General features: G+C 64.9%; 20 protein-coding genes and 1 tRNA gene. 10 read left to right on the top strand and 11 right to left on the bottom strand.

The features are described 5' to 3' along the window. Nucleotides 1-109 precede the first annotated feature (109 nt). Nucleotides 110-196, bottom strand: a tRNA-Leu gene (locus PHO31112_RS06815). 216 nt (nt 197-412) lie between these two features. Between PHO31112_RS06815 and PHO31112_RS06810 the strand changes: the two genes are divergently transcribed. The 6 genes from PHO31112_RS06810 (at nt 413) to PHO31112_RS06785 (ending at nt 5401) form a co-directional block, all read left to right on the top strand. Further along, entirely contained in the window at nt 413-610 is a 198-nt protein-coding gene (locus PHO31112_RS06810; RefSeq protein ID WP_150619817.1) for a hypothetical protein, read from the top strand. A 135-nt stretch (nt 611-745) separates the two neighbouring features. Further along, a complete protein-coding gene (locus PHO31112_RS06805; protein ID WP_246177813.1) occupies nt 746-1402 on the top strand; it encodes a chromate transporter in 657 nt (218 codons plus the stop codon). After that, complete coding sequence (locus PHO31112_RS06800) at nt 1293-1631, top strand: chromate transporter (protein ID WP_174995587.1); 339 nt, start codon at nt 1293-1295, stop codon at nt 1629-1631. The genes PHO31112_RS06805 and PHO31112_RS06800 overlap by 110 nt, the downstream gene beginning before the upstream one ends. Before the next feature lie 108 nt (nt 1632-1739). Then, nucleotides 1740-3056 (top strand): ergothioneine biosynthesis protein EgtB, encoded by a 1317-nt coding sequence (gene egtB, locus PHO31112_RS06795; protein WP_150619815.1) that lies wholly within the window; start codon nt 1740-1742, stop codon nt 3054-3056. Continuing rightward, entirely contained in the window at nt 3056-4039 is a 984-nt protein-coding gene (gene egtD / locus PHO31112_RS06790) for an L-histidine N(alpha)-methyltransferase (protein WP_150619814.1), read from the top strand. The genes egtB and egtD overlap by 1 nt, the downstream gene beginning before the upstream one ends. A 534-nt stretch (nt 4040-4573) precedes the next feature. Next, the gene (locus tag PHO31112_RS06785; RefSeq protein ID WP_150619813.1) at nt 4574-5401 is read left to right on the top strand and encodes a DUF4088 family protein; all 828 of its coding nucleotides are present in this window, start codon (nt 4574-4576) and stop codon (nt 5399-5401) included. Nucleotides 5402-5452: 51 nt separating this feature from the next. On the opposite strand, the gene PHO31112_RS06780 is transcribed toward PHO31112_RS06785, so the two are convergent. From PHO31112_RS06780 to PHO31112_RS06770, 3 genes are all read right to left on the bottom strand, one after another. Further along, nucleotides 5453-6346 (bottom strand): DMT family transporter, encoded by an 894-nt coding sequence (locus PHO31112_RS06780; RefSeq protein WP_150619812.1) that lies wholly within the window; start codon nt 6344-6346, stop codon nt 5453-5455. A gap of 101 nt (nt 6347-6447) precedes the next feature. Continuing rightward, nucleotides 6448-7413 carry a hypothetical protein gene (locus PHO31112_RS06775; RefSeq protein ID WP_150619811.1) on the bottom strand — a complete coding sequence of 322 codons (966 nt, stop codon included), beginning with the start codon at nt 7411-7413 and terminating at the stop codon, nt 6448-6450. 11 nt (nt 7414-7424) lie between these two features. Beyond that, nucleotides 7425-7718 (bottom strand): hypothetical protein, encoded by a 294-nt coding sequence (locus PHO31112_RS06770; RefSeq protein ID WP_150619810.1) that lies wholly within the window; start codon nt 7716-7718, stop codon nt 7425-7427. A gap of 526 nt (nt 7719-8244) precedes the next feature. On the opposite strand from PHO31112_RS06770, the gene PHO31112_RS06765 reads away from it, so the two are divergent. Together PHO31112_RS06765 and PHO31112_RS06760 are read left to right on the top strand one after the other, a co-directional pair. Next, the gene (locus PHO31112_RS06765) at nt 8245-9855 is read left to right on the top strand and encodes an AbgT family transporter (RefSeq protein ID WP_150619809.1); all 1611 of its coding nucleotides are present in this window, start codon (nt 8245-8247) and stop codon (nt 9853-9855) included. Nucleotides 9856-9937: 82 nt separating this feature from the next. Further along, nucleotides 9938-10414: a nitrate reductase associated protein gene (locus PHO31112_RS06760; RefSeq protein WP_150619808.1), complete on the top strand. Its 477-nt coding sequence runs from the start codon at nt 9938-9940 to the stop codon at nt 10412-10414. Between the two features lie 40 nt (nt 10415-10454). Here the strand turns inward: PHO31112_RS06760 and garD are convergent, their stop codons facing one another. Further along, nucleotides 10455-12062 carry a galactarate dehydratase gene (garD, locus tag PHO31112_RS06755; RefSeq protein ID WP_150620090.1) on the bottom strand — a complete coding sequence of 536 codons (1608 nt, stop codon included), beginning with the start codon at nt 12060-12062 and terminating at the stop codon, nt 10455-10457. A gap of 383 nt (nt 12063-12445) precedes the next feature. Here garD and kdgD point away from each other — a divergent pair, with 383 nt between their 5' ends. Together kdgD and PHO31112_RS06745 are read left to right on the top strand one after the other, a co-directional pair. Next, nucleotides 12446-13357 carry a 5-dehydro-4-deoxyglucarate dehydratase gene (gene kdgD / locus PHO31112_RS06750; RefSeq protein WP_150619807.1) on the top strand — a complete coding sequence of 304 codons (912 nt, stop codon included), beginning with the start codon at nt 12446-12448 and terminating at the stop codon, nt 13355-13357. Nucleotides 13358-13368: 11 nt separating this feature from the next. Continuing rightward, nucleotides 13369-14943 (top strand): aldehyde dehydrogenase (NADP(+)), encoded by a 1575-nt coding sequence (locus PHO31112_RS06745; protein ID WP_150619806.1) that lies wholly within the window; start codon nt 13369-13371, stop codon nt 14941-14943. Nucleotides 14944-15062: 119 nt separating this feature from the next. Here PHO31112_RS06745 and PHO31112_RS06740 read toward each other — a convergent pair whose 3' ends face one another. The 6 genes from PHO31112_RS06740 to PHO31112_RS06715 all read right to left on the bottom strand — a co-directional run bounded on the left by PHO31112_RS06740 (nt 15063) and on the right by PHO31112_RS06715 (nt 20259). Beyond that, nucleotides 15063-16049, bottom strand: coding sequence for an anti-sigma factor family protein (locus PHO31112_RS06740; protein ID WP_150619805.1), 987 nt, complete (start codon nt 16047-16049; stop codon nt 15063-15065). Further along, entirely contained in the window at nt 16049-16612 is a 564-nt protein-coding gene (locus tag PHO31112_RS06735; RefSeq protein WP_150619804.1) for an RNA polymerase sigma factor, read from the bottom strand. Before PHO31112_RS06735 ends, PHO31112_RS06740 begins: the two co-directional genes overlap by 1 nt. A gap of 176 nt (nt 16613-16788) precedes the next feature. Then, nucleotides 16789-17181, bottom strand: a complete 393-nt coding sequence (locus tag PHO31112_RS06730) for a COG4315 family predicted lipoprotein (protein ID WP_150619803.1) — start codon at nt 17179-17181, stop codon at nt 16789-16791. Nucleotides 17182-17339: 158 nt separating this feature from the next. After that, nucleotides 17340-18239 (bottom strand): ABC transporter permease, encoded by a 900-nt coding sequence (locus PHO31112_RS06725; protein ID WP_246177811.1) that lies wholly within the window; start codon nt 18237-18239, stop codon nt 17340-17342. Nucleotides 18240-18292: 53 nt separating this feature from the next. Beyond that, a complete protein-coding gene (locus PHO31112_RS06720; RefSeq protein WP_150619801.1) occupies nt 18293-19180 on the bottom strand; it encodes an ABC transporter permease in 888 nt (295 codons plus the stop codon). Further along, a complete protein-coding gene (locus tag PHO31112_RS06715) occupies nt 19177-20259 on the bottom strand; it encodes an ABC transporter ATP-binding protein (RefSeq protein ID WP_150619800.1) in 1083 nt (360 codons plus the stop codon). The genes PHO31112_RS06720 and PHO31112_RS06715 overlap by 4 nt, the downstream gene beginning before the upstream one ends. Nucleotides 20260-20274: the final 15 nt, after the last annotated feature.

Genomic DNA, 20274 nt, shown 5'->3' with positions numbered 1-20274 from the left:
TTTGACGCGCCACTCTCGCTGACGCGAGTCGGACGGAATATTGGGATTATCTCTCGACGCTGCACTTGCGTTTCGGACATGGCCTCGCTCCAATAGGCCGATGTCTAGATGGTGCCGGGAGCGGGAATCGAACCCGCACACTCGTTAGAGTAGGGGATTTTAAGTCCCCGGCGTCTACCAATTTCGCCATCCCGGCAGAGAGCGGACATCAGCTAGCCTGATGTCCATCTTACCCAAACATGAAGACTCCAAAAAGCCTGGAAGAACATGAAAGTAGCGGATTTTAAGTCCGCTATGCTTACCAATTTCATCATCCCGGCAAGGGCACGCATTCTAACATCCCCCACCAAGAAACGTCAGTTGGGTATTATGGGTGTATGCGCACTCTGCGCGCGCCAACGGAGATCGATCCATGCTGGAGAATCTCGACCGTATCGCTATGTCGCTTGACGCCATCGAAGCCGCCGCCCGTGACGTTGCCCTGGAATCTCCCCAGAACGCACAAACTCTCTACACCGCGCTCATGGAAATTCGCAACGCCATCGCACTCGTCGCCCAGGAAGTGGTGCGGCTCGAACACGAATTCCACGGCCCCATCGGCAACGGGTGATCGTGGCGCCCCTGCGGCGCGCCCGACCAGACACGCTGATGCGTTCGACCGTCGCGCGCAGTCCTCGTGACGCTGCGATGCCCCCCGTATGTGCACGACACCGACTCCACCGGCTCTCCCTCCCGCCCCGTCCCCATGTCAGCCGATCCTGATCGTCACGCCAGTTCGACGTCTCACGCCTCTGACGACGCCAACACTTCTCCACACCTCGCTTCCCCTGCACACCGCCCCACCTGCTGGCAATTGGCCTTGGCCTTCGGCGCCGTCGGCGCGACAGGCTTTGGCGGCGTGCTGCCGTGGGCGCGTCGCATGGTGGTCGACCAACGCCGCTGGCTGACCGACCGTGAATTCGCCGAACTACTGCCACTCGCCCAACTGCTGCCCGGGCCGAACGTCGCCAACATCGCCACCGTATTGGGACGCCGGTTCCAAGGAGGGCATGGCGCCGCCTCAGCCGTCGCCGGTCTCTACTTCTGCCCGACCATCGTCATCATCCTGATCAGCTTCGCCTACGCGCGATGGGGGCAAACCGCGCTCGTCCAGCACCTCCTCTCCGGCCTCATGCCGGCCGCCACCGGGTTGGTGATCGCCACCGCGGTGCGCCTGCTCGCCGGACTGCAACGGCACTGGAGCACGCTGACCTTCGCTGGCTCAGGCCGCCCCCGGCCCCAATGGCATAGCCGTGACGTTGATCGGCCTGCATGCCGCCGGACTGCCCGGCGCGCTGACCTCCACCCTCGCCAAATGCATGCCAAGTTCGCTGCTGGCCTATCTCGTCGGCGGCTGGATTGACCGGCACGAGCAGTCACCGTGGGTGCTCGCCGTCCGGCGGGGCCTCGCGCCAATCACCGTCGGGCTGCTCGCGGCCAGTAGCGCCTTGCTCGCGCGCGAAGTTGACGTCAACGTCGCACATGCACTCGTGACGCTCGCGGCCATCGTCGTCACGCTGAGCACCCGCTGGAACCCGTTGTGGCTCATCGCCGCCGGCAGCCTGCTCGGCCTTACCGGCTGGCTGATGTAGGACGTTTTCCCGCCCATCCCGGACGCCGCCCGCAGTTACGAACCGTCACAGACGGAGCCGGGCAACGGGTCTACAATAGGCAGCACGTTTCACAACACGGTGTGTCCCATGACCCTCCCCTGTTGTACGTCGCAAGCCGAGGCGCCCTCCGGCACCTCCCAGAACACCACCCGCTCGCGCACTGCACGCGACGGCCCGCCGGTTCACGTACCGACGGCGCCGGCCCCCCTGCACGTCCGCTACGACACCGTACGCGCCGCGTCGGTCGCCTTTGCACAAGGTCTCTCGGACGCCGACGCCACCGTACAGTCGATGCCCGACGCGAGCCCCATCAAGTGGCATCTCGCCCACACCACCTGGTTCTTCGAGACCTTTCTGCTCGGTGAGCCCGGCGCCTTGTCCGGCAAACGCTACCGCCCCTACGATCCGCGCTTCACCTATCTCTTCAATTCATATTACGAAGCCGCCGGTCCACGCCATCCACGCCCGCAACGTGGCTTGCTCACGCGGCCCACGCTCGACGACGTGCTGCGCTACCGTCAACACGTCGACATCGCCATGCACGAGTTGCTATTGCATGCCGACCCACCGGCCGACGTCTGCGCGCTCATCACCCTCGGTCTGCATCACGAAGAGCAGCATCAGGAACTGATGCACACCGACCTGCTGCATCTCTTCGCCCAGAATCCGTTGCGCCCGGCACATCGTCTTCCATCGTCTGTCTGCGAAATCGCCCCGCCACTGCAATGGATAACGCACGACGCCGGGCAGCATCGCATCGGGCATCCGGGCGAATCCAGCGGCCATTTTGCGTTCGACTGCGAAACCCCCGCGCACGATGTGTTGCTCCGCCCCTTCGCCATCGCGTCACGTGTGGTGACGAACGGCGAGTGGCTCGCGTTCGTCGAAGACGGCGGCTATCGCACGGCGGGCCTCTGGCTGTCCGACGGCTGGGCGACGGTGCAACGCGAGGGTTGGGGGCATCCGCTGTATTGGGAATGGCACGACGGTGAATGGCAATCCATGACACTCGCCGGCATGCAACCGGTCGACCACGACGCGCCCGTGCGGCACATCAGCTACTTCGAAGCCGACGCCTTTGCTCGCTGGGCGGGCAAGCGTCTGCCGACAGAACAAGAGTGGGAGGTGGCGGCCAGCACCGCCTCATCCGCACAGCCGGCGATGGCGCAATGCTATGGCCCGGTCTGGCAGTGGACGGCCAGTCCGTACGTCGCCTATCCCGGATTCCGGACGGCAGCGGGGGCCGTCGGCGAATACAACGGCAAGTTCATGTGCGGACAGTTCGTGCTGCGCGGCGGCTCGCTCGCCACGCCGCCCGGGCACGCACGTGCCACGTATCGCAATTTCTTCTATCCGCATCAGCGCTGGCAATTCTGCGGCCTGAGGCTCGCGGAGGACCGCTGATGTCGCAAGCTACCCAAGCCACGGCGTTCGTTTGTCCGTCACTGCCGGAAAACGCTTTCGCCACCGATGTTCTCGCCGGCCTCGGCCACACCCCGAAGTCGCTGCCCAGCGTCTGGCTCTACGACCAGCGCGGCAGCGAACTGTTCGAAGAAATCACCGGTCTCGACGAGTACTACCAGACGCGCACCGAAACGGCACTGCTCGGCGAGTGCGCCGCCGCTATTGCCGATGTCGTTGGACCGGACGCCATCGTTGTCGAGTTCGGCAGCGGCTCGAGCCGCAAGACGCCCCAGTTGCTCGATGCCCTCGTCACCCCGCGCGCGTACGTGCCGGTCGACATTGCCGGCGACTTCTTCGACGACGCTGTCGCCACGCTGGCACGCCGCTGTCCCGGTATTCCGATGTTGCCCGTGCGCGCCGACTTCACCCGGCCGTTTCATCTGCCACCGCAGTTGCAAGACACGCAGGGACCGCGCCTCGGCTTCTTCCCCGGCTCGACGATCGGCAATTTTGCCCCTGGGCAGGCGGCCGCATTTCTCGCGCACGTCGGCAAGATGCTCGGCCCGCACCGCCGGATGGTCGTCGGCGTAGATGCTTGCAAAGACCCCGCCGTGCTATTGCCCGCCTATGACGACGCACGCGGCGTCACCGCGCAGTTCGATCTGAATGTGCTTGCGCGCATCAACCGCGAGCTCGACGGCGACCTGCCGCTCGACGCCTTTCGCCACGAAGCCCGCTTCAACGCGGCGGCAAGCCGTATCGAGATGCATCTGGTCGCACAGCGGCCTTTCCAGGCGAACGTGCTGGGCCATCGTTTCATTTTCATGACAGGCGAATCCGTCCACACTGAGAACTCCTACAAATACGGTCAGACGGAATTCCGTGCCCTGGCAAATTCGGCGGGATGGGACGTGGAACGCGTCTGGCTCGACGCTCGCTCGCGTTTCGCCATCTATCTGCTGCGCCCCGCTAACGGCGGCTGATCCAGCCGCTTCGCCCTGCGCAGAGACGGCGTTAGCCATCCCCGGTCTGATCCACGTACGCCCCCCTGCGCGCGTCACGCGTTCATCGCCTGTGCGCCGTCCGTCCGGCATGACAACCGGGATTTTTTGGCCGGTATCGCTAAAGTTCTGGCATCGTTGTGCCGTTGATGCATGCAGACACCTGCTGTGCGGCCTGCGAAACGTGAATTCTGACGGGCGCGGCGGCAGCGCGGCGATTCATTGGCAACGGAAACGCTAGAATCGCCGCCATAAACGCCCGAGGATCAGGCACACCGGAACGCCGGTGCGTATTCCCTCCAGGCCATCTTCACAGCGCGCGGCCACGACCGCAGCGCACCGTTGACACGACGTATCGCTGCACATGATTTCACGCGCAATGGGGATGCACGTGGCACGAGCTTCGGCGGTAGCGCCTGCAGCTCGCGGCACTCACACAGACGCTCGACTGGCAGGCGTGCACTCGCACGCCCCGTGGCTTCACGCCATCGTCGCCGCGTCAGGGAGCCCGTCACGATGAGCCGCATTTCGCTGACGCTCTCCGACTCCGTGCTGGCCGATTTGCAGAAGGACTTCGACGCCTTCGTGCGCATTTCCGCCGCCGTCGACCGTCACTTCACGCCACCGCCTTTCGACGACTTCCTGCGCGCCCGTCTGCTCGACAGCACCGTACCGCTCACCGAAGCCGCCGTCGCCCAACTGCTCGCAGGCGGTCACTACGCATGGGCCAAGCGCACGTTCGACAAGCAGTTCCCGGATGTCGTCTCTATCATCCTGAATCAGGCGCGTCAGCACGGGTTCCATTTCGTGTCCCGCCCCGAATGGACGCGCGAAGACATGTCGCGTCAGGCCAGCCACTGGGCCGAAGGCATTGTGCGGGAAGCGAAGGGCGAGGAACGTATCGTGGAGTCGCTCGCCGGGCAGATCGTCAGTTCGGTGCAAGACCTGCGCACGCTCGAAGCGACGTTGCAGACACCGGCATGGCGCACCGCTTCGGTGCTGCGCGAACGCGTATTCGAAGCCAAGCGCAGTGTGGAATCCGCCCGTGCGCTGCAAGCGAGAGAAAAACTCGGTGAGTTGCGGGCGCTCCTCGATCTGGCCGTGATTTACGGTTCGGTCAGCGCTCAGGAATCCGAACAGTTACTGGACTATCTGCGTGTCCTGCGTCCCGAGTTGTTCAACGACGATCCGAGCGTCTTCGAGCGGTTTGCCGCGTGGCTGCGGCGTCTGCTGACGCCGGACATGCCGCGCCCGGCAGCCGCGCAGGAAGTACCGCCGCCCGCCGCGAGCGTCGATGCGTCGCATCCGAACGCCGACGCCCTGCAATCCCCCATCACGCGCTGACGGCCGGGCGACGCCGATGCGCTCGCCCCCTACCGCCGTCCGACGCAGCACTCACCGGTTGAAGATCAACGCCACGCCTGCGCTTGCGATCAGCGCGCCCCACCAGGCGCCTGCCGCCGGGCGCTGCCGGGTGCGAAGCCACAACAACGGCAACACCATGACCGGCGTGGTCGCGGAGAGCGTCGCAATGACGCCGGTGTTGCCATGCCCCATGCCGTAGAGCAGCAATGTCATGCCGACGGCCACACCGACGAAGCCCGAGGCGGCCGTGAGCGCCAGTGCGCCCGGCGTGAAGGCCGAGAAGACGGCACGTCCGCGCCGCGCGGCGACAATCGTGAGCCCCAGCGCCGATACCCCGACGCGCACGGCGGACGCCCCCACCGGATCGACACCTACCGCCATGACCGGCTTGGCGATCAACGTGCCAATGGAATGACACAGCGCCGCCGTCAGGCCAATGGCGACGCCCACCCGCACGTCGCCGCGCACGGACTCCCAGTGGTGCGCGTCCTCGCGACGCCCGCCGAACGCGATGGCCAGCGCCACCCCCGCCGTCACGAGCGCCACGCCTGCCACGGCACGCCAACCGAGCGCCTCGCCGAGCCAAAAATAGCCGAGCACGGCGGTCATCGGTGCGTTCGTCGCGAAGATGATGGAGTTGCGGCGCGGCCCGAGGCGGCCTAGCGAGGTGTAAAGAATCGTGTCGCCCACCAGAATGCCGATCAGCCCGGACGCCGTGAGCCGCAGCCATTGCACCAGCGTCAGCGACGGCCAGCCGCGCAGCACCGCCAGTGCGATGAGCAGCATCGCGAAGACCAGCAGCATGCGGGCATAGTTGAAGGGGAAGGAACCCGCCTGGCGCACAGGCGTGATGGCGATCATGCCGCTGCAGGCCCAGCAAAGGGCGGCGCCGAGCGCGGCGAGGTAGGCAAGTTCGGTTGTCATGGTCAGGGGGCGGACGGCGCAGGGCCGCAACCGCCCCCACCGTTGGGACGCCATTATACGAGTCACATGCCCCATTCGGGGGCATAGCTCCGGCACTGACCTCAGATATCTTCGTCGAGACGATGCAACGCGTCGAACATCTCGCGGTAGGCCGCCGCAACGCCGTAGGCGCCGCGCAACATGCGCAAGCGCGCCGCGACGTCGGGCTCACCGGCTTCCTCCACCCATTGCGAGAGTAGCGAAGTGCCGCCGCAAACACTCGCATCGTGCCGCGCATGGGCACAGACCGCCGCGAACCCTTCGGCAGCCGACGGATACCGCTGCGCCAGCGAATCGAATTGCGCCTCGATCTCGCTGGCTGCGCGCACCGTTGACGGGGCCTGACTCAGCGCGCAGCAGCCGACGTAAGTCGGCATATCGCCCGCTGCGTCGATGATGAAGTCGATCAGCGCGTGGGTCGAATCGAACGCGCCGCTGTCGAGAAACGTGCGGGCCGTCGGGCCGCAGCGCAGAAGCCCGGCAGCGAGCATCGTCGCCTGCCCGCGCTGCTCGCGATACTGACGAAGCAGCAACGGCCGCAGGGCCGCATCGGTGCAACGCTCGACAGCGATGCGATTGTGGACGTCGGCCCCGGCGGCGCGATGGTAGTGCTGCGCGAGAAACGCCAGCACCTGAATGTCGCTCGACTCGCCGGCCAGAAACCGGGCCCAGAACGGTGCGGCGAAAATGCCGCGCACCCAGTCATCGCAGATCCTCCCGAATGCGGGGACGATATCGCACTGTGTCGCGGGCAACACATGCACCAGCGATTCGTCGACGAGTGTGGCAAGCCATGTGCCCGGCACGGGCGCTTCGGCGAGCAACAAGCCATGCCGCAGACGATCGAGCCAGACAGCAATGTCGGCAGGCGCGCCGTGCAATGTGCACGACACCTCGTGCGACGAGATGGTGACGGCCTGGGTGTCACTCGTCCACCGCGCGTGCGGCGACACGATGCCCCATACCGCCTTGGTGGACGCCTCCGGCGTGGGGCGCGAGCCGGGGGTGGCGCCGGCGACCGATGACATGATCGAGGCACTCATCGGACGATAGCCCCGAGCAACGTCACCCACGCGGGATCGACGCGTCGCACGACCTCCACACGAAGCGCCGCCGCCCCGTCGTCCAACGACAGGCCGGGCACGCTCTGCATCGCGTCAGCGGCGCAGCGGCATGCGGCGCGCCCCTTGCCGCGCGACGACGGGCGTGTTGCCTTGTCGGGGGGACGCGCGGCGCGATTCCCCGCAGGCAGTGCGCGTCCTTGCGCTCCGGTGGGTGACTCAAGCACGACGGGAAGAAAAGGAAAAGGTGACGGCGGCGCATTGGACGGCATGTCGGCTCCTTTCGAAATACGGATGACGCAGTGCAAAGACTGCCGCACAGGCCGTTCATGCCATGCCGGGTATGAACGCAGATGCCTGCGGGTCAAACGTCTACATTAGGAATCCCTCACGGGGTCGGAAAAGAACGGAGACTCTAGAAGTGCGCAGACAACGTTGTCATATCGCCGTCATATCGCGCCCCCGTCACAACGCCGGTTTGACGAAAACCACCGGCAACCCCCTGAGAGATAGCGAAGGTTCAGCATCGGTCGCCATCGTGAACGGCAAATGCCTACATTCGCTCTCCAACAGACAATTTTGAGACTATTCCCAAGAACCTGAGGCATCGCTGCGGAGACACGCCGTCAGGTCAGGGCGCTCTTCTCGTATCGGCGTTGCCGCACCCCCACCTCGCGGCATCAGCCAGTCGCTCAAAGTGAACTAAGAGTTACCCCAAAAATGCGCCTCGCCGGGTACAAACACGCGAATTCGCCCCTACGCTAGGGCATTCAGAGTTCAGACGCAGAGATGCTACGTATGCCCGACGCCCTTTCCCCGTCCCACTCGGCAGACACGCCTGGCGCCGCCAAGCCTCATGCCAAAACCCGTCTTCGCGGAGCCCTCGGTCTGGTCGAGTGGCTCGGCAATGCACTGCCGCACCCGGTCACGCTCTTTGCCCTCATGACGGTAACGGTCATCACACTGTCGTCGATCAGCGCCTGGTTCGGCGTTTCGGCGGCTGACCCGCGCCCCGCCAACGCAGGCGACGTCATGACCGTGACGAATTTGCTGACCGGCACCGAACTCGTGCGCTGGGCCAGCACCGTGACCATGAACTTCACGAGCTACGCCCCATTGGGGACGGTGCTGGTCGCCCTGCTCGGCATCTCGATTGCCGAACATTCCGGCCTGCTGTCGACCGCGCTTCGGGCGCTGGTGGTTGCCGCGCCGCGTCGTTGCATCACCATGGCGATCGTCTTTGCCGCCGTGATCTCGAACGTGGCCTCGGATCTCGGCTATGTGGTGGTTCTGCCGCTGGCCGCCATGCTCTTCGCGACGATGGGCCGGCATCCGCTCGCCGGTCTGTCGGCGGCATTCGCGGGCGTGTCCGGCGGCTATGGCGCCAATCTGCTGCTCAGCACGTCGGACCCATTACTGGGCGGCATTACGCAAGGTGCCGCGCAGCTTCTCGCCCCGGAATACAGCGTCAGCGCGGTTGCCAACTGGTACTTCATGGCCGCCAGTTCGTTGCTCGTCACGCTCGCGGCCACCTGGGTCACCGAACGCATCATCGAACCGCGCCTGGGCACCTGGCATCCGCAGGACGGCGACGCGCAGGCGCTGTCCCCGGACGCGCACACCCACCGCCCCATCGCTCCCGCAGAGCGTCGCGCACTATGGGCCGCACTCGGCTGCATGCTGGCATGTGGTGTCGCCTTGTTCTCGATGGCGTGGCCCGACAGTTCGCCGCTTCGCGATGCGGCCGGCGAATACGGCAGCCGTGCGCCGCTGTTCGGCAGCGTCGTGGCATTCATCGTGATCTTCTTCGCGCTGCCGGGGTTGCTCTACGGTGTGATGACTGGCGCGTACCGAAACGACCGCGACGTGATCGCCGCCATGTCGAAGACATTGGGCAGCCTTGGCCAATACCTCGTTCTCGTATTTTTCGCTTCGCAGTTCGTCGCCCTGTTCGGACGCAGCGGATTGGGCACCATTCTCGCAATCAAGGGCGCGGGCTGGCTCAGCGGCGTGGCCGACAACGGGCCGCTGTTGTTCATCGGACTCATCGTGCTTTGTGCCACGGTGAACCTCATGATCAGTTCCGGCATGGCGCAATGGGCGCTCATGGCGCCTATCATCGTGCCGATGATGATGTTGCTCGGCTATGCGCCGGAAGTGGTGCAGGCGGCGTACCGGATCGGCGATTCCGTCTCGAACATCGTCACACCGATGCTGAGTTACTTCGCGCTCATTCTCGCGGTAGCAACACGCTACCAACGCGATGCCGGCGTGGGAACGTTACTCGCCCTGATGTTGCCGTACGCCATCGTATTCACGATCGCATGGACGGCATTCTTCTGCCTTTGGGTATTCGGTCTGGAGTTGCCGGTCGGGCCGAACGCGCAGCTTCGATACACAGCCCACTGAATGCCGCGCTGGGATCGCTCACTTAGGTCGCTTACTTGAAGTACCATAATTGTTTCCGATGGTGCTCCCAGGAGCGACTCTCATGCCTCTCTATCAGCGTCTGCCCATCTTTGTTTTCGAGATCGAAGCCTGCGAGAACCTGAAGTTCATCACGATGGCGATTCGCTTCAACCTGGATCGCAACGGCCAGCATCTGTCGCTGGTCGATTGGCAGCGTCTTCCGCAAGACGCGCGAGAAACGCTGGCGTCGTGCCGGCCGGGTGACGAGGATTTCGCGGCGCGTCTCGATGAGATTGCCCGCGAGCATCTCGGGCACGCGGTCGAGCGCATTGTCGACCCCGCTCCCACCGCGTGGCAGGATTCGAATGCGCTGCCGCCGGGGCTGCTCAAGCAATGCGAGTTGGCCGACCTGCTGCCGCCCGATGTCGGCGACTGGGCCACGCTCACCCCATTTCGTCGCTATGTGCTCACGAAGCTCTCGCGACGGGACACACTCAACCACTGCTTCGTCCCCGCCATGCTCGAGTTCGGACTGGCGCAGACGCAAGCCGAACTCTGAGACACACCCTGCGGGGAGCCCCCGTCCCCCCGCCGCCGGATCAGGTCACCGGCGCCGGGTTGAACAGCGTCAGCGCGTTGTGCAGCCCCCACCGCTCGGCCCAGGTCTTTTCTCCGCTCGCCACGGCGAGCATCCGGTGAAAGAGTTGCCAGCCGATGTCTGCGATGGTGGCGTCGCCCGTCGCGATGCGGCCCGCGTCGATATCCATCAGATCGTGCCAGCGGCGCGCCAGATCGGAGCGCGTAGCGACCTTGATGACGGGCACCTCCGCCAGTCCGTATGGCGTTCCCCGGCCGGTCGTGAAGACGTGCAGATTGATGCCTGCCGCGAGTTGCAGCGTGCCGCAGATGAAGTCGCTCGCCGGGGTCGCGGCGTAGATCAGTCCGCGCTGGTGTGCCCGGTCGAGTTTCGCACCGGGAGCCACCACACCGTGAATCGGCCCGGTGCCGGACTTCACAATCGACCCCATCGCCTTTTCGACAATATTGGACAATCCGCCGCGCTTGTTGCCGGGCGTCGTGTTGGCGCTGCGGTCTACGCGTCCGCGCTCGAGATACGCGTCGTACCACGCCATCTCCCGAATCATCGCTTCGGCGACTTCCGGCGTGGCCGCGCGTGAAGTGAGTTGGTCGATCCCGTCGCGCACCTCGGTCACTTCGGAGAACATCACCGTCGCCCCCGCGCGCACGAGCAGATCCGTTGCAAAGCCCACGGCCGGGTTCGCAGTGACGCCGGAAAACGCGTCGCTGCCACCGCACTGCACACCCACGATCAATTCGGATGCCGGCACCGTTTCGCGCTGCCGCGCGTTGAGCCGTACCAGATGCGTGTGCGCCATGGCGAGAATCGAATCGATCATCGACAGGAAGCCGACGTGCGCGTCGTCTTGCAGACACACGGTGTCGGGCTTTCCGTCAGCATCGGCACTGCCGATGGGAATGCTCCCCGCCGGCAGCAGACGCTCGGGCTGGAGCTTCTCGCACCCAAGACTCACCACCATCACTTCGCCGCCGAAATTCGGGTTCGTGGCGATGTTGCGCAACGTGCGGATCGGCACGATGGCGTCCGGGGCATCGATGGCGACGCCGCAGCCGTAGGTATGCTCGAGCGCGACCACGTCGTCGACATTCGGATACTGCGGCAGCAAGGTCTCTTTGATGCGTTTGACGGCAAATTCGACCACCCCGGCCACGCACTGCACCGTCGTGGTGATCGCGAGGATATTGCGTGTGCCGACCGAACCGTCAGCGTTGCGATAACCCTGGAACGTGAAGCCGTCGAGCGGCGGCAACGCCGCGGGCACCCGCGTGCTGATCGGCAGACGATCCAGCGACGGCGCCTCGGGCATGGTGAGATTGCGCTCGTTGACCCAACTGCCGGCGGGCAACGCCCGCGCGGCATAGCCGATCACCACCCCGTAGCGAATCACCGCCGCCCCCTCGGCCAAGTCCACCAGCGCGACTTTGTGCCCCTGCGGCACGGCGTCGACTAGCGTGAGCCCGCCCGCAAATCGGCTACCGGCGGGTAAACCACCGTCGTTCACGACGATGGCGACGTTGTCGTCCTCCTGCATCCGGATGTAGCGCGGCACATCCTTCGCCGCCTGTCCCGGTCCCGGTTCGCCCGCCACCGTGCGGGCCGTGTCCATCGTCGATGCCATGTTGCTCACTCCCCCTGCTGTCCTGATGGGACGCAACACCCGCACTTTACTCATGCGTGCGATTTGTCGCGCTCCTCAACGCATTATCCGAATCACCTGCTGCTGTCGTTGACGTTAGCTCAATCACCCGTCACTTATGCGTCATCATACATCTAGATCCCCCATTTTGGGCATAGACAAAGGGCTTCGACGGAATCGGGAGAAACCTTCTTCGTCCCTTTTGCGGGTTTATCCCACTCCCATTCGGACAGTCACCCTCTTGTTCGGTCCGACCACATGTTATACGATGACATATAACTTAGCGCCAAGCGCGGGTTGAGCACCTTTTTCCCTCATCGAATCCGGCCCTGCGGCCGACAGGAACTCTTGAAATGACTGAACCTCAAGAACTCAAGCAGATCGTCTCCGACGGCTTGTTGTCTTTTCCCGTGACCGACTTCGACGCCAACGGCGACTTCAATGCCCGCGGTTACGCGGCCCGTCTGGAGTGGCTGGCACCGTTCGGCGCAACGGCGCTCTTCGCCGCAGGCGGCACGGGCGAGTTCTTCTCGCTCACGCCGCAGGACTACAGCGCAGTCATCAAGACAGCGGTCGACACCTGCGCGGGCAAGGTGCCGATTCTGGCCGGCGCCGGCGGCCCGACGCGTCTGGCCGTCGAGTACGCGCAGGAGGCCGAGCGCCTTGGCGCCAAGGGCGTGCTGCTCATGCCGCACTACCTGACCGAAGCCAGCCTGGATGGCATTGCCGCACATGTCGAACAAGTCTGCCGTTCGGTGAGGATCGGCGTGATCGTCTACAACCGCGCCAATTCGAAACTGGGCGCCGACGAGCTGGAGCGTCTTGCCGAGAAGTGTCCGAACCTGATCGGTTTCAAGGACGGCGTGGGCGACATCGAGCGCATGGTGCAGATTCGCCGCCGCATGGGCGAGCGCTTCTCTTATCTGGGCGGCCTGCCGACGGCCGAGGTTTATGCTGCGGCCTACCGAGCACTGGGCGTGCCGGTGTACTCGTCGGCCGTCTTCAACTTCATTCCGAAGACGGCAATGCGGTTCTATCGCGCCGTGTGCGAGAACGATCAGGAGACGATGGGCCGTCTGCTCGACACGTTCTTCCTGCCGTATCTGGAGATTCGCAACCGTCGCGCGGGCTACGCCGTGAGTATCGTCAAGGCGGGCGCGAAGCTCGTCGGGCACGACGCCGGTCCGGTGCGCGCACCGCTGACCGACCTGCTGCCGGACGAACTCGACGCGCTCAATGCCCTGATCCGGCAAGTGGAAGGCTAAGGAGAATGCACATGCAGATCACGGGCGAGATGTTAATCGGCCGCACCGACGTGCGCGGCAGTGCGGGAACGCTCGAGGCGTTCGATCCGTCGCGCGGCGAGCGCCTGACACCGGCGTTCGGCGCAGGCACCGTGCAGGATGTCGAGCGTGCGTGCGAATTGGCGAGGGCCGCGTTCGATCCGTTTCGCGCCCTGCCGCTGGCCAAACGCGCCGAGTTTCTCGAAGCGGTAGCTCAGGCGATTCTCGATCTGGGCGACGCACTCATCGAGCGTGCCCACGTCGAAACCGGGTTGCCTGCCGCCCGCCTGCAAGGCGAGCGCGGACGCACAGCCGGTCAATTGCGGATGTTTGCCCGCGTGGTACGTGACGGCCACTTCCTCGACGCCACCATCGACCCCGCCCAGCCCGCGCGCGAACCGCTGCCGCGCAGCGATTTGCGTCTGGCGAAGATCGGCCTGGGTCCCGTGGCAGTGTTCGGTGCGAGCAACTTCCCGCTGGCGTTCTCGGTAGCGGGTGGCGACACGGCGTCGGCGTTCGCTGCGGGCTGCCCGGTGATCGTCAAGGCACATTCGGCACATTTGGGCACTTCCGAACTCGTGGCACGTGCCGTTCGGTCGGCCGTGCAGAAGCTCGGCCTGCCCGAAGGGGTGTTCTCGCTGCTGGTCGGCGAGCGTGCGGTTGGCGAGGCGCTCGTCGCGCATCCGGCAATCGCCGCCGTAGGCTTCACGGGTTCGCGAAATGGCGGCCTCGCACTGCAACGCATCGCGCAGGCGCGCGCTGTGCCGATCCCCGTGTATGCCGAAATGAGCAGCATCAACCCCGTCTATCTGCTGCCCGAAGCACTGGCCGCGCGCGGCGACGCCATTGCCAGGGGTTTCGCCGATTCGCTGACGATGGGTGTGGGTCAATTCTGCACAAACCCCGGGCTGGTACTCGGCATCGCCAGTGACGCGCTCGAGCGATTCTGCCGTAGCGCCACCGAAGCGCTCGCAGCGAAGGCCGCAGGCACAATGCTGACGCCGGGCATTCATCAGGCTTACGAGAAGGGCGTAGCGCGACTGGCCGGCGAGCCGAACGTGTCGGTGCTCGCACGCGCTCAGGCGGGCAGCGGATGTCAGGGGCAAGCCGCCCTTTTTCGCACGACGGCAGCCGAATTCCTCGCCACGCCAGCGCTGCATGACGAAGTCTTCGGCCCTGCGTCGGTCGTCATTGCCTGCGATACGATCGACGAAATGATCTCGATCACCGAGCGTCTTGAAGGCCAGCTCACGGCCACGCTGCAACTCGATGCAGGCGACACCGCGACGGCACGCCGCCTGCTGCCGAGTCTGGAGCGCCGCGCCGGGCGCATCCTTGCAAACGGCTTCCCGACCGGTGTCGAGGTGTGTCATGCGATGGTGCACGGCGGCCCCTTCCCGGCCACGTCGAATGCGATGTTCACGTCGGTGGGCGCGAGCGCCATCGACCGGTTCCTGCGTCCCGTGTGCTATCAGGATCTGCCCGATACGCTGTTGCCCGAAGCGCTGCAAGAAGGCAATCCGCTCGGTCTGTGGCGACTTCGCGACGGCGCATTGTCGCAATCGTGATATCGGCGCACGCTCCGACACCACGCGCGCAAGCATAGCCATGAGAAACGCCCTCGGATTCGAGGGCGTTTCTCATTGGGGCGACGTGTCAGAGAGGCGGCGAAGCAACGATGAAGTGACTACGAAGCCGAATGCCCTCGTGTGATTTCCGGCAGCATCAACAGGCCGTACAGTGGTGCGACAGGCCCATCCGACAGCGCCTTGGCCACGGCTTTGAGATCTACCGAACCGGGTGCGCCGATGAGAGCGTAACCGATCTGTCCCTTGCGCCACGTCACCACCCCCATCTGGTCGATCTTTTGCTCCGCTACCCCCTGATCCGGACGCGGATCTCGCAGTACGCACAACGCAACCGGATCGCCCGTCTGCGGCAGATACACCATCTGCACGAGCGCCCGGTCCTGCCAACGCAGACGTTGCACGCGCTTGAACGTCAGCCCTTGCGAGCGCAGATCGGGAACATTGATATCGAGTTTGTCGTTTTGGCGAATATCGCTGACGGTACGCTCAGTGTCGCTCTCGTCCACCCGAACCGATGCGATCGTGTCGCGCGCATACAGTTGCTGATACTCGGCGGCAGCGCGCACCCAAGTCGTGCCTTGCGGCGACTTCGGCGGCGGTGGCGCCGAGGCCGTCATCAGCCCTGCGCTGCCTGCCCCCGACTTGTTCAGCCCGCCTGGCGCCAACGACAGCGTGAAGGCGGTCGCCGCCACGCCAGCAACAAACGCCGCAGCGAGCCACCATGCACGCACGCGCCGTCCGGCAGGGGCATCGTTGGCGGCGGGCAGGTTATGCGCGTCATCGACACGAATGGACGCAGCAGACTCGAGCGGGATCACGACGTCGGCGGTCCTGCCCTCCGCCACCATCTGCTGCAGCGCATGGGCACGCAGCAGGGCTTCGAGATTCGCGCTAAGACTGTCAGGCACCGGCGGAATCACCTGCGCGGCGAACGTCTCGCGATACGGCAGACGCGACGCGCGCAGCGACTCGACCGCGTCGGTCAATTCGGGCGACGCGATCATCGCCGCTTCCACTTCCTCCCGCTGCGCAGCGGGAAGGGTTTCGTCGACGTACGCGAGCAGGCGGATATCGTCTTCGTTCATCACGCGTCCTCCTCGCATGTGCCGGAGGCGGGGCCGGCACCATCGGCACCACGGGGTTGCCTTGCCGGGTGACGGAACTGGTCGCCAATCGTACGGCGTGCGCGCGACAGGCGACTCATGACCGTGCCGATGGGTACGTCGAGCACGAGCGCCGCCTCCTGATAACTGAGCCCCTCCACGGCCACGAGCAGCACGACGAATCGCTGCGCTTCGGGCAGACGATCGACGGCACCGAACACCTGGCGATAACTCGCCAGATCTTCCGGCGTCGACGCCTGAAGATCGGGGATTGCTTCGACATCGGCGTCGTCCCACGCCAGACTGCCGCGCGAACGAACGCGGCGCGCGCGGATCTCGTTGATCCACGTGGTATGCACGATGCTGTACATCCAGCTCAATGCCGAGGTGCCCGGCTGCCATTGAGGCACGCGCTCGAGCGCGTGCACGCAAGCGCGTTGCACGAGATCCTCGGCATCGTGGCGGTCGCCCGTAATGCGCAGAGCGAACGCCCAGAGGCGTGGCAGCAAGCCCGGGAGCAAACTGGGCAAATCCTGACCGGTCATCGGCGAATTTCCTGGCGGAGGGTGCTTGGCGGCAAGCCAGTCCGAAGCATCGCCAGCGGATACCGCCAGCGTCTGCCGCAAAATTATACTGAGCCGCCGCGACTTTGCATCCTGGCGCGAGGCCGGCCGGAACGCCAACACCCTCTGCTCCCCGTTAATACTGCCCGCGCCCTCGCTCAGGGCTTGACGACGTGCCACACGTCCTTGAAGCCGTCGCCCTTCTTATCGCCCGGCGCGGCATCTTTCGTGAACAGGTAGACCGGTTTGCCCTTGTACGCCCATTGCATCTTGCCGTCGTCGCGCGTGATGACGCTGTAATCACCTTCGGCCTTCGCACCCGGCGCGGCCATCACCGGCGGCCAGGCTTCGGCGCACGCCCCATTACAAGTGCTCTTGCCGCTGCCGGCCACATCTTTGTCGAACGTGTAGACGGTACGGCTATGACCATCGACCAGCATGCCGCCCATGGCCTTGAGCGAGGTCTCGGCGTGCGCGGCAGCAGCAGCGAAAAGACCTGCGGCGGCCACGACGGCGGTAAGCATGGCGGACATCGATTGACGTTGGTTCATGACTTTGGCTCCTGAGAGAAATGTCGGTGACGACACTCTCAGAACGCCTGGGCCCCGCGCCTTATTCCATCGAATTCGATCGATATTTTTTTGTTGCGGCGCAACAATCGGGCCAGACAGCCAGCGCCGCGCATACTGACGCGCGGCGCCCGCACGGCTTACGCGTCCTTCGGCGCTTCCTTGACGCGGCTCACCAACTGCGTCGGACTCACGAACTGAAGCGCGATGAGCACCCACAGCAGGGTGATGGCCATGTAGATCATGGCCATCGCGTCGATGGACTGTGGCGCCCGTACGCCGGTCGAGAACACCGCGTAGTAGAGCGCAACGACCAGCGTCTGCGTATCGGGCCCCGCCGTGAAGAACGTCAGTTCGAACATGCCGATGGTGCGCACCAGCGTCAGCAGTCCCGCCGCGAGAATGCCCGGCACCAGCAACGGCAGCAACACGTGACGGAAGTACTTCTGCGTGTTCGCGCCGAAGATACGTGCGGCGGCTTCGAGATTCGGGTCGATCTGCTCGATGAACGGGGTCATCACCAGAATCACGAACGGCAGCGACGGCACGAGGTTCGCGAGAATCACGCCCGCGAGCGTGCCCCCCAGCCCGACCTTGTAGAGCACCGTCGCCATCGGAATGCCATACGTGACGGGCGGCACCATCATCGGCAGCAGAAAGACCAGCATCGCGAGCCGCTTGCCGGGGAACTGCACCCGCGCCAACGCATACGCCGCCGGCACACCCAGCGCAATCGACAGCAGCACGACGGCCCCCACGACTTCGACGGTCACCCACAGCACCTGCGCAAGCTGGAAGTCCTGCCATGCCTGCGCGTACCAATGCAGCGTGAAGCCTTCAGGCAAGGGGGTGCCGAACCAGCGCGTAGCGAATGAGTTCATCGTGACGGTGGCGATCATCAGCCCGACGTTCACGAGGAAGAAGATCATCGCGCCCCACACCAGCGCGCGCCAAAGGCGCGAGCCCGGTCCTTCTCGACGTATCTTGCGACGTGTCCCGCTCGCCACTGCGGCTGGACTCACGGGCGAAGGCGTCGTCATGAAATCTCCGTTCTGCGCGGCCAGCGTTCCGGCCAAAGGCTTATCCGTACCGCTCATCCCTTACCTCCCGTGGTGGGACCACTGTAGAACGCCCGGCGTGCGCCGAGCATGCCCGCCACGATCAGCAACTGGACGAAGCCCATCACAATGGCAACGCATGACGCCAGCGAGTAGTCATAACTCTCGAACGCCGCTTCATAGGCCGCAATCGACACCACTCGCGTGGCGCCTGCCGGCACACCGAGCAGCACGGCCGACGGAAACACCGAGAAGGCCTGCACGAACGACAGGCATGCCGCCATCGTCAGCCCCGGCACCAGCAACGGCAGATAGATCAACCGGAATTGCTGCCATGGTCCGGCGCCGAGCGTGCCGGCCGCGCGTGCGAGCGTCGGATCGATGCCTGTCACGTACGACAGAATCAGCAGGAACGCGAACGGAAAGCCCGAGATCACCAGCGAGATCAACACGCCCCAATAGTTGTGCGTCAGACGCACCTCGTCGCTGTACAAATGCAGTGCGTGCAGCGCCTGTGGGAACCAGCCGTTCGGACCGTAGTACGTCAGCATGCCGTCGGCGATGAGCACCGTGCCGAGCGTCACCGGCACGACGAGCAACATCGTCACGAATTTCGATGCGCGCGTGCTCTTGCGCAGCGCGAAGGCGGCCGGCACCGATGCGCCCACGTTGATCAACGTCGCGGGCACCGCGAGCTTGAGCGTGATGAGCACCGTCGGCCACAGCGTCGGTTCCGTGAAGAACTTGAGATAGTTCGCGAAGACACCGCCGCCCTCCATCGGCTGGAACGACAGGAACAGACCGTAGGCGAACGGGTACACGAACATCCCGATCAGGCACACGAGCGCCGGCGCAACCAGCCAGCCCCGGCCGTCGAAGCGCGCCGCCGGGGTCAGCGACGAGGCAGTCGTGGCCGCACTCATGCGCGTTCCCCGGCGTAGACGAGCGTGCGGTCGGCCGGCACGTGAAGCGGCACACGTTCGCCGACCGCATAGTCGCCGGGCAAGCGCGCATAAAGCGGCCCGAACGGCGACGCCACGCGCAAAAGCGAATCGCGGCCACCGTACTCGACGGTTTCCACAACCGCTTCGAACGCGTTGTCGTTCGCGGCCTGGGCGCGTTCGAAATCGTCGGGACGAATCGCTACGCTGACCTTGCCTTCGCTGCCCGGCGACTCCATGAGCACGCCGTCGAACGACGCGCCGCCGCACGACACACGCGCATGATCGCCCTGCGCCGACGTGATCGACACGTCGAGCACATTGCGATAGCCCATGAAGCGCGCCACATGCAGATTGCGCGGACGGCAGTACACATCGCGCGGTGCGCCGATCTGCTGCACCACGCCCTCTTTCATCACCACGATGCGGTCGGCCATGGACAGCGCTTCGTCCTGATCGTGCGTGACGTAGATGGTTGCACGATCGAGCTTGCCGTGAATGCGACGGATCTCGGCGCGCATCTCGATGCGCAGCTTCGCGTCGAGGTTCGAGAGCGGTTCGTCCATCAGCACGACGGGCGGCTCGATCACGATGGCGCGAGCAATCGCCACGCGCTGCTGCTGCCCGCCCGAGAGCTGGCCCGGCAGCTTGCGCTCATGCCCTACGAGTTGCACGAGTTGCAACGCTTCCCGGGCGCGCTTCTCGATCTCGGCGCGTGACACACCGCGCATACGCAGGCCGAAGCCCACGTTCTCGAGCACGCTCATGTGCGGAAACAACGCATAGTTCTGGAAGACCATGCCGAAGCCGCGCTTCTCGCTCGGCAGCACGTCAATGCGCTCGTCGTCGAGCCAGATCGCGCCGCCGGTCAGCGGCGTGAGTCCGGCAATACAGTTGAGCGCCGTCGATTTGCCGCACCCCGAGGGGCCCAGCAGGGCGATGAATTCGCCTCGCTCGATAGTCAGGTCCAGGCCGTTCAAGGCGGCCACGGACTGTCCCTCCGCGTTGGTGAAACTACGCGCGACGTTATCGAGACGCAGGTGTTGAAAGTTGTGCTTCATACGCGACTCCGATGA

This window comes from Pandoraea horticolens (assembly GCF_902459555.1).
GTDB classification, from domain to species: Bacteria; Pseudomonadota; Gammaproteobacteria; order Burkholderiales; family Burkholderiaceae; genus Pandoraea; species Pandoraea horticolens.
This window is presented reverse-complemented; position numbering and strand designations above follow the sequence as displayed.

Excerpts from the sequence above, each read along its gene's own strand:
- PHO31112_RS06810 (WP_150619817.1), top strand. The coding sequence starts at position 413 with ATGCTGGAGAATCTCGACCGTATCGCTATGTCGCTTGACGCCATCGAA.
- PHO31112_RS06805 (WP_246177813.1), top strand. The coding sequence starts at position 746 with ATGTCAGCCGATCCTGATCGTCACGCCAGTTCGACGTCTCACGCCTCT.
- egtB (WP_150619815.1), top strand. The coding sequence starts at position 1,740 with ATGACCCTCCCCTGTTGTACGTCGCAAGCCGAGGCGCCCTCCGGCACC.
- egtD (WP_150619814.1), top strand. The coding sequence starts at position 3,056 with ATGTCGCAAGCTACCCAAGCCACGGCGTTCGTTTGTCCGTCACTGCCG.
- PHO31112_RS06785 (WP_150619813.1), top strand. The coding sequence starts at position 4,574 with ATGAGCCGCATTTCGCTGACGCTCTCCGACTCCGTGCTGGCCGATTTG.
- PHO31112_RS06780 (WP_150619812.1), bottom strand. The coding sequence starts at position 6,346 with ATGACAACCGAACTTGCCTACCTCGCCGCGCTCGGCGCCGCCCTTTGC.
- PHO31112_RS06775 (WP_150619811.1), bottom strand. The coding sequence starts at position 7,413 with ATGTCATCGGTCGCCGGCGCCACCCCCGGCTCGCGCCCCACGCCGGAG.
- PHO31112_RS06770 (WP_150619810.1), bottom strand. The coding sequence starts at position 7,718 with ATGCCGTCCAATGCGCCGCCGTCACCTTTTCCTTTTCTTCCCGTCGTG.
- PHO31112_RS06765 (WP_150619809.1), top strand. The coding sequence starts at position 8,245 with ATGCCCGACGCCCTTTCCCCGTCCCACTCGGCAGACACGCCTGGCGCC.
- PHO31112_RS06760 (WP_150619808.1), top strand. The coding sequence starts at position 9,938 with ATGCCTCTCTATCAGCGTCTGCCCATCTTTGTTTTCGAGATCGAAGCC.
- garD (WP_150620090.1), bottom strand. The coding sequence starts at position 12,062 with ATGGACACGGCCCGCACGGTGGCGGGCGAACCGGGACCGGGACAGGCG.
- kdgD (WP_150619807.1), top strand. The coding sequence starts at position 12,446 with ATGACTGAACCTCAAGAACTCAAGCAGATCGTCTCCGACGGCTTGTTG.
- PHO31112_RS06745 (WP_150619806.1), top strand. The coding sequence starts at position 13,369 with ATGCAGATCACGGGCGAGATGTTAATCGGCCGCACCGACGTGCGCGGC.
- PHO31112_RS06740 (WP_150619805.1), bottom strand. The coding sequence starts at position 16,049 with ATGAACGAAGACGATATCCGCCTGCTCGCGTACGTCGACGAAACCCTT.
- PHO31112_RS06735 (WP_150619804.1), bottom strand. The coding sequence starts at position 16,612 with ATGACCGGTCAGGATTTGCCCAGTTTGCTCCCGGGCTTGCTGCCACGC.
- PHO31112_RS06730 (WP_150619803.1), bottom strand. The coding sequence starts at position 17,181 with ATGAACCAACGTCAATCGATGTCCGCCATGCTTACCGCCGTCGTGGCC.
- PHO31112_RS06725 (WP_246177811.1), bottom strand. The coding sequence starts at position 18,239 with ATGACGACGCCTTCGCCCGTGAGTCCAGCCGCAGTGGCGAGCGGGACA.
- PHO31112_RS06720 (WP_150619801.1), bottom strand. The coding sequence starts at position 19,180 with ATGAGTGCGGCCACGACTGCCTCGTCGCTGACCCCGGCGGCGCGCTTC.
- PHO31112_RS06715 (WP_150619800.1), bottom strand. The coding sequence starts at position 20,259 with ATGAAGCACAACTTTCAACACCTGCGTCTCGATAACGTCGCGCGTAGT.